6 protein-coding genes are annotated in these 7,224 nt (G+C 70.1%); all 6 read left to right on the top strand.

What is annotated here, in order from left to right; all coding sequences use genetic code 11:
• Window positions 1-495 (top strand): S41 family peptidase (locus tag ACG2DA_RS20785; RefSeq protein ID WP_395258357.1); only part of this gene is annotated, 495 nt, incomplete at its 5' end.
• Between the two features lie 254 nt (window positions 496-749).
• Complete coding sequence (locus ACG2DA_RS20780; protein WP_395258355.1) at window positions 750-2,594, top strand: AAA family ATPase; 1,845 nt, start codon at window positions 750-752, stop codon at window positions 2,592-2,594.
• 42 nt (window positions 2,595-2,636) lie between these two features.
• The gene (locus tag ACG2DA_RS20775; RefSeq protein WP_395258354.1) at window positions 2,637-2,936 is read left to right on the top strand and encodes a hypothetical protein; all 300 of its coding nucleotides are present in this window, start codon (window positions 2,637-2,639) and stop codon (window positions 2,934-2,936) included.
• A gap of 40 nt (window positions 2,937-2,976) precedes the next feature.
• Entirely contained in the window at window positions 2,977-4,320 is a 1,344-nt protein-coding gene (locus ACG2DA_RS20770; protein ID WP_395258352.1) for a polysaccharide-degrading enzyme, read from the top strand.
• A 92-nt stretch (window positions 4,321-4,412) separates the two neighbouring features.
• The gene (locus ACG2DA_RS20765) at window positions 4,413-6,158 is read left to right on the top strand and encodes a hypothetical protein (protein WP_395258350.1); all 1,746 of its coding nucleotides are present in this window, start codon (window positions 4,413-4,415) and stop codon (window positions 6,156-6,158) included.
• Window positions 6,159-6,213: 55 nt separating this feature from the next.
• Window positions 6,214-7,185, top strand: coding sequence for a TIGR01777 family oxidoreductase (locus ACG2DA_RS20760; protein WP_395258348.1), 972 nt, complete (start codon window positions 6,214-6,216; stop codon window positions 7,183-7,185).
• Window positions 7,186-7,224: the final 39 nt, after the last annotated feature.

Here is a 7,224-nt window from a genome sequence, read left to right as displayed (position 1 = left end):
GGCTGCCTGCGGGACCACGGCCGGGGGACGATCGTGGGCCGCACGACCTACGGCAAATGGAGCGTGCAGAGCATCGTCGATCTGGGCGACGCCCCCCGGTCGGCCGGCCGGGGCGCCTGGGCGGCGCTGGAGCGGGGCGGCCGCGGCAGCGGCCTGAAGCTGACGACGGCCCGGTTCTACTCCCCCCGCGGCCGCAACTACGCGGGCCTGGGCCTTTCCCCGGACGTGCCGACCCCCGAGCACGCCGACGCCCCCGGGGAGTTCGACGCCGGCGCCGGTGCCCGGCCGGACGCGGCCGCGGGGCCGACGGGCACGCCGGACGACCTGTTCGCCGCCGCCGACCCGACCGCCGGGCTCCGCGGCGACCGCACCAGCGCCTACCGCCCGAGCCGCGCGGCCCGCTCCGCCGACGGCCCCCGCGTCCCGCAAACCAGCCTCCCCCTGCACGAGCAGCCCGACGTCCAAGCCGCCCTCCGCCTCCTCCGGCGGCGGTGAGCCGGGGCGCGGCGGCTGTCACCAGCCGGATTGATCATTGATCACGAAGGGTCGCTCCCGCGGGGGCGGCCCTTCGCTCGTTCATCCCGTCGGAGGCTGCTTCAGAGATCCGGGGTGGACGCATCCGAAGCGTCAGCGAGAGTTTCAGACGCGGCCCCGCAAAACGTCCCTTCGCGGCGCGGAGGTCCTCGCTGACGCTTCGGGTTAGTGTGGAATCAGCTTCCAAGCTGCCCGCCCCCTCCGGAAGTGCGCCGATGTCCGCCGTTCCCGCGTTCTTCTCCGACCTCGCCCGGCTGCTCAACAGCGGGCAGACCCGGGCGGTCGTGCTGTCGGGCAACGTCCACGACCTGTTTCCCGCCGCTCGGCCGGCCCGGCAGATCGGCGGGCAGGGCGATACCGTGTTCGTGCCGCTGGTCCCCTTCCTGCTGGAACGCACGGAGACCGCCGGGCTGATTCGCGTCGTCTATGAATTAAACGGGCCGGTGCGGGTCGGCGAGGCGGACCGGGCGGCGCTGAAGGACGCCTGGGTTCGCTGGAAGACCGGGGCGGACGCCGACACGCTGCTGCTCCGCGGCCTCGGCCAGCGGGGCGAGACCGAAGGGACCAAGCTCGGCCGCGAGTTCGACCAACTCATGCACGAGGCGATCGGCCGGCCGACGCAGGCGTTGGAGTTCCTCCGCCAACTGACGATCTGCAGCCGGGAGGCGTTGAACGGCTCGCTGCTGATCCTCATCGAGGCCGCCGACGTGCTGCTGCCGGCCGGGCAGGGCGGGGTAAGCGGCTTGCCGGCCGATCAATTGCGGCGGGTGACGATCGTGGAGGACTGGTTCTGCGATCCGGACTTTATCGAGGGCGGCGACAGCGTCGTGTTGATCGCCGACAGCCGCTCCGCGGTGCATCCGCGGGTCGGCCGGTTGCCGCAGGTGCTTGGCGTGGAGGTTCCCGCCCCGGACGTGCGGTTGCGGCTGGATTATATCGAGGACTTTTTGAAGGACGCGAACCGGCCGGTCCGCCTGTGGGCGGGGGAGGAGGCGGGGCCGGAAAGCCTCGCGCAGTTCGCCGCCGGTCTGAACCTGCACGCCCTCCGCCAATTATTGGCCGGCGCCGCTCACAGCGGAGAGCCGCTCACGCCGGCGGGGGTGATCGGCAAGGTGGAGGAGTTCATCCGGGCGCAGCTCGGCGAGGACGTGATCGAATTCAAAAAGCCGGAGCACTCGCTGGAGGACGTCGTCGGTTTCGAGGACCTGAAAGCGTTCCTGCGGGAAGAACTCATCCCCCGCTTCCAGGCCAGCGGCGAAGCGGCCCTGCCGGGAGCCGCGGTCGCCGGGGCGATCGGCAGCGGCAAGACGTTTTTGATGGAGGCCGTCGCCGCGGAGTTGGATTTGCCGGTCTTGGTGCTCAAAAACATCCGCAGCCAGTGGTTCGGTCAGACGGACGTCGTATTCGAAAAGCTCCGCCGCGTGCTGGAGGCGCTTCAAAAAGCGGTGATCTTCGTGGACGAGGCCGATACCCAGTTCGGCGGGGTCGGCAGCGGCACGCACGAGACCGAGCGCCGCCTGACCGGCAAGGTGCAAGCGATGATGAGCGACCCCAAGCTCCGCGGCCGCATCCTCTGGTTATTGATGACGGCCCGCATTCATCTATTAAGCCCCGATGTCCGCCGCCCCGGCCGCGTCGGCGACCTGATCATCCCCGTTCTCGATCCGACCGGCGAAGACCGCCGGGCGTTTATCCGCTGGGTCGTCAATCCGGCGGTCGGGAACGAGCCAAGCGCCGAATTGATCACCCGCCTCGACGCCGAGCTGTCGCCCACCACCAGCGCCGCGGCGTACGCCAGTTTGCGGAGCGACCTGAAGGCCCGCCGGGCCCTGTCGTCCGAGGGAAGGGCGGCCGGGGAGACGTTGTCTGAGGAGGACGTCTTCGCCGCCGTCCGCGACCGTCTGCCGCCGGCGATCCAGCAGACCCGCCGTTATCAGGAATTGCAGGCGCTCGTGAACTGCACCCGCCGCAGCCTGCTGCCGGACCCGGACGTCACCGCGGAGCAGCGGGCCGAATGGGAGACAGAACTGCGGGCGCTGGAGCGCCTGGGCATCCACTGAGCGCCGCCGCCCGCCGGCGGCGTTGAAGTCGCGGAGTCCTCGATGATCTGTCCCCACTGCGGCGAGCGATTCGCGGCGAATTGGGAAGTGGACTGCGCCCCCGGCGGCCAGGAGGCGCCGGGCACGTTTCTGATCGTCGGGGGCGTAATCGCGGCCGTTTCGGCGGCCCTGACCGCGGCGGCGTGGCTGCTCGGTTGGTTCCCGCTGAAGGTCGCGGGGCCGACGCTGATGCTGGGGGCGTTGTTCGCGTGGTCGCAGGTGCCGATCGCGTGGCTGGACTGCCGCAAGTCCGGCTGCCCGGAGTGCCGGCGACCCGTGCGGGTGCGGTTCTGGTCGCTGTAGGCTGGGGCGGCCGTCCGCTCGCCCCCCGCGCCCCGCCGTCATGATCGCCGCCGCTTCGCTGTTGTTCGCCGCCCTCGTCTCGGCCGGCACGACCTACGAGGTCGGCCCCGGCCGGACGCTCGCGGAACTGGATCAGGTTCCCTGGGAGAGTCTTCAAGCCGGCGACGCCGTCACGATCCACGCCCGGCCGGAGCCCTACCGAGGGAAGTTCGTGCTGTGCGTCAGGGGCACGAAGGAGAACCCGATCGTCATCCGCGGCGTGCGGGACGCGGACGGCAACCGCCCGGTGATCGACGGCCGCGACGCCGTCACCCGCTCGCAACTCAATTATTGGAACGAGGCCCGGGGCGTCGTCAAAATCGGCGGGGCGAACCGGCCGGCGGATGTCACTCCGGCTTATGTTCGTCTGGAGGGATTGGAGATCCGGGGCGGTCGAGAGCCGTTTTATTTCGAAGGCCGCGACGGCCGGACCGCCTACGCGGAGAACGCCGCCGCCGTGTTCATTGAGAAGGGGGAGCAGATCACGCTCCGCGACTGCGCCCTGCGGGACAGCGGCAACGGGCTGTTCGTCGCCCCCGCAAGCCGCGACGTGCGGGTGGAGGGCTGCGAACTGGACGGCAACGGCAACCCCGGCAGCGCCTACGAACACAACGCCTACACCTCCGCCCTCGGCATGACCTACGAGGGGAACGCCTTCGGCCCGCTGCGGGAGGGGGCGCTGGGCAATAACTTGAAGGATCGCTCCGCCGGCCTTGTGGTCCGGGCGAACCGGATCGAGGGCGGCAATCGCCAATTGGACCTCGTCGACGCGGGACACGGGGAACTCTCGGCTCATCCCTCCTACGCCACGACGACGGTCGTCGGCAATTTACTGATTGAACCGGAGAACGCCGGGAACAATCAGATCGTGCACCACGGCGGCGACTCCGACCACTACGAAAACTATCGGCCGGGCGGGCTGCGGTTCGAATATAATACCGTCGTGACCCGTCGCCCCGGGATCACGACGCTGCTGTCCCTTTCCTCGCCGAAGGGCGTCGCGACGGTGCGGGGGAACGTCTTCGTCGCGCCGGAGGGCGGGCGGCCGGTGGTGTCGACGGGGCCGGGGCGGGTCGAACTGGGCGTGAACTGGTTCGCCCGCCGCTGGCAACCGGGAGCCGCGGAGCGGGTGACGGGCGGGGAACACGTGCTCAGCGGCCGCGATCCGGGCTTCGTCGCGGACCACTTCGCCCCGGCGGAGGGCTCTCCGCTGGTCGACGCCGGCCCGGCGGACGTCGCCCCGCCGCCGGTGCGGTTCGCGGTGCCCGTCGGCACGACGCTGCGAGACGACGCCGGGCGGCCGGACCTCGGAGCGTTCCCGCGGGGGGCGAAGTCGACGGAATAGGCGGCGCTCGACAGGCTGCGGGAACTTTCGCGGCGCCCGCGGCGTCCGCGGTCGTCTCCGGTTCCCACGAGCCCCCCACGAAAGGCGCCGTCGTGAAACTCGCCCCGCTCGCGTTGCTGCTCGCCGCATCCGTGCTCCCGCCGCCGGCCCGGGCCGATCTGGAGCGGCTGCCGGTGGTCGAACTGACCGCCTTCAAAGACGGCCACGCCCTCGTCCGTCGGGAGGGCACGGCTCCCTTGCAGGGCGGCGTCGCCCGGGTGGACGGGCTGCCGGAGCCAGTGTTCGGCACCTTCTGGCCCTACGCCGCGGGGGAGGGCGTGGAATTAAAAAGCGCCACCGCCGGGTATCAGGCCGTCACGCTGACCCGCACGCCGCTGTCGGCGGAGGAGATTCTCACCGCGGCGGCGGGCACGCGGATCGTCGTGCACGAGTCGCGGGGCGAGGAGGACATCTCCTACCCCGCCACGATCCTCGGCCGGCCGACGCGCTCCGCCGAGGAGCAGGACCGCAACGACCGCAACCCCGCCGCCGGCGGCGGCCAGCCGACGCTGCCGGTGCGGGGGCCGACGATTTTATTGCAGACGGAGCAGGGCGTTCGCGTGGTGCCGATCGCTTCGATCAACGAGTTTACCCTCGTCGGCCCAGTCCCGAAGACGATCGAGGAACAGGTCGTCAAAACCGGCTTGAAGCTCCGCGTGATTGGCGCCGAGCCGAACGCCGAGGCGACCGTGGGCCTGTCCTACGTGCAAAAGGGATTCAAATGGGTGCCGCAATATAAAGTGTCCCTCGGCAAGGACGGCCGGGCGAAGGTCGTGTTGCAGGCGGCGTTGGTGAACGATCTGATTGATCTGGACGACGCGACCGTGCGACTGGTCGTGGGCGTGCCCACCTTCGCCTTCGCCGGGCAGACCGACCCGATCAGTTTGCAGGTGGCCTACGATCAGGTGAATCAGGCGAGGCGTCTGAACGAATTCTCCGACTTCGACGGCGACGGCCTGATGCTGTCCAACAGCATCCAAACGCAGGTGCGCTCCCTCGGCCGAAGCGGCGCCCAATCGGCGGAGGCCCCGGACCCGGAAGTGACCGGCGGAACCCGGGCCGAGGATCTGTTCGTTTATACGCTGGAGCACGTCACGCTCGCCAAAGGGGAGCGGATGACGGTGAAGGTCAAGGAGTTCGACGTTCCCTATGAAGACCGCTACGAGGCCCTGCTCCCGTTGGTCCCGCCGCGGGAATTATTGAGCGACGACAACGAACGCCGCCGGGTCGGTTCGCTGGTCGCGGCCAGCACGGTGCGGCACTCGGTCGTGCTGACGAACGTCACCGACGCCCCCTTCACCACCGCCCCGGCCCTGCTCTACCGCGACGGGCAGATTCTCGCCCAAAGCTTAATGACCTACGCCGCCCCCGGCGGCACGGCCGAGGTGAATCTGGGCAGCGCCGTCGAGGTGAGCGTCGATCTGGAGGAATCGATCACCGGCCGGAAACCGGAACCGAACCTGCGGGGGATGGACCGTTTCGAGCGGATCGCCCTGCGGGGGACGATCGAGATCACCAACCGCCGCCCGGAGGCCACGACGATCCGCCTGACGAAGCTCGTCCCCGGCGAGGTCGACTCCGCGACGCACCCCGCGGAGGACCAGCAGGCCGAACGCCGGGAACTCGGCCCGGCGGATATGGCCGACCTTCCGGACGGGGCCGTGAACCTGTCCCGCTACGGCGTGCCGAACTGGTGGGTCTCGCTGAACCCGACCACGGAGGTCGTTTGGGAACTCACCGTGCCGCCGGGCGAGACCGTCGAGGTCTCCTATCAGTGGCATTATTTCTGGCGCTGGTGAGCCGCCCGCCGCGACCCGGGGGTTACGTCCCCCGGGCCGACGCGGTTGGCCGGACATGAAGATCCTCCTCCCCGGCGGCCGCGGTCAGATCGGTTCGGTCCTCGCCCGGCATTTCGTCGGGGCGGGGCACGAGGTCGTCGTCCTCAGCCGATCGGCCGGGGCGGCGGACGGCCGGCCGGGCCGCGTCGTGGAGTGGGACGGGAGGACCGTCGGCGCCTGGGCGAAGGAACTGGACGGCGCTGACGCGATCGTCAACCTCGCCGGCCGCAGCGTGAACTGCCGCTATACGCCGGCCAACCGGCGGGCGATTCTCGACAGTCGACTCGATTCGACCCGGGCCGTCGGCGAGGCGCTCGCCGCCTGTCCGAACCCGCCGCGGGTCTGGCTGCAAAGTTCGACCGCCACGATCTACCCGCACACCCTCGAACCCCCCGGCCACACAGAGGCCGACCCCATCGGCAACCGGCCGAACCCGCCGGACACCTGGGCCTTCAGCTTCGACGTGGCGAAGCGGTGGGAGGAGACCGCAAAGAGTTTCGAGCCGAAGCTGAACCGCACCCGTCTGGTCCTGATGCGGACCGCGATCGTGATGAGCCCCGACCGCGGCGGGGCGTTCGGGGTGTTCTACAACCTCGTGAAGGCCCGGCTCGGCGGGCGGCAGGGCAGCGGGGAGCAGTACGTGAGTTGGATTCACGACGCGGACTTCTGCGCTGCCGTCGACCAATTAATTGCGGACGACGCGTTCGCCGGGCCGGTGAACCTTGCCGCTCCCAATCCGCTGCCGAACGGGGCGTTCATGGCCGCCCTGCGGGACGCCTGCGGCGTGCGGTTCGGCCTCCCGGCGACCGCGGCGATGCTCGAACTCGGGACGTTTTTCATGCGGTCCGAGAGCGAATTAGTCCTGAAAAGCCGCCGCGTGATTCCCGGCAAACTGGCGGCGGCCGGGTTCGAATTTCAATACCCGGAGTGGCCCGCCGCCGCCCGCGATTTGGCGGAACGCTACGCGGCCGCGACGCCCCGTTCGTGAGCCCGGAGCGCAAGCTCCGGCCGTCGGCGCAGCCGGCGC

Origin of the sequence: Alienimonas sp. DA493 (genome assembly GCF_043951915.1) — a bacterium.
In the GTDB taxonomy this organism is placed as follows: Bacteria; Planctomycetota; Planctomycetia; order Planctomycetales; family Planctomycetaceae; genus Alienimonas.
Note: the sequence above shows the minus strand (reverse complement) of the source record. Positions and strands in the feature narration are given on the sequence as shown.

Excerpts from the sequence above, each read along its gene's own strand:
- ACG2DA_RS20780 (WP_395258355.1), top strand. The coding sequence starts at position 750 with ATGTCCGCCGTTCCCGCGTTCTTCTCCGACCTCGCCCGGCTGCTCAAC.
- ACG2DA_RS20775 (WP_395258354.1), top strand. The coding sequence starts at position 2,637 with ATGATCTGTCCCCACTGCGGCGAGCGATTCGCGGCGAATTGGGAAGTG.
- ACG2DA_RS20770 (WP_395258352.1), top strand. The coding sequence starts at position 2,977 with ATGATCGCCGCCGCTTCGCTGTTGTTCGCCGCCCTCGTCTCGGCCGGC.
- ACG2DA_RS20760 (WP_395258348.1), top strand. The coding sequence starts at position 6,214 with ATGAAGATCCTCCTCCCCGGCGGCCGCGGTCAGATCGGTTCGGTCCTC.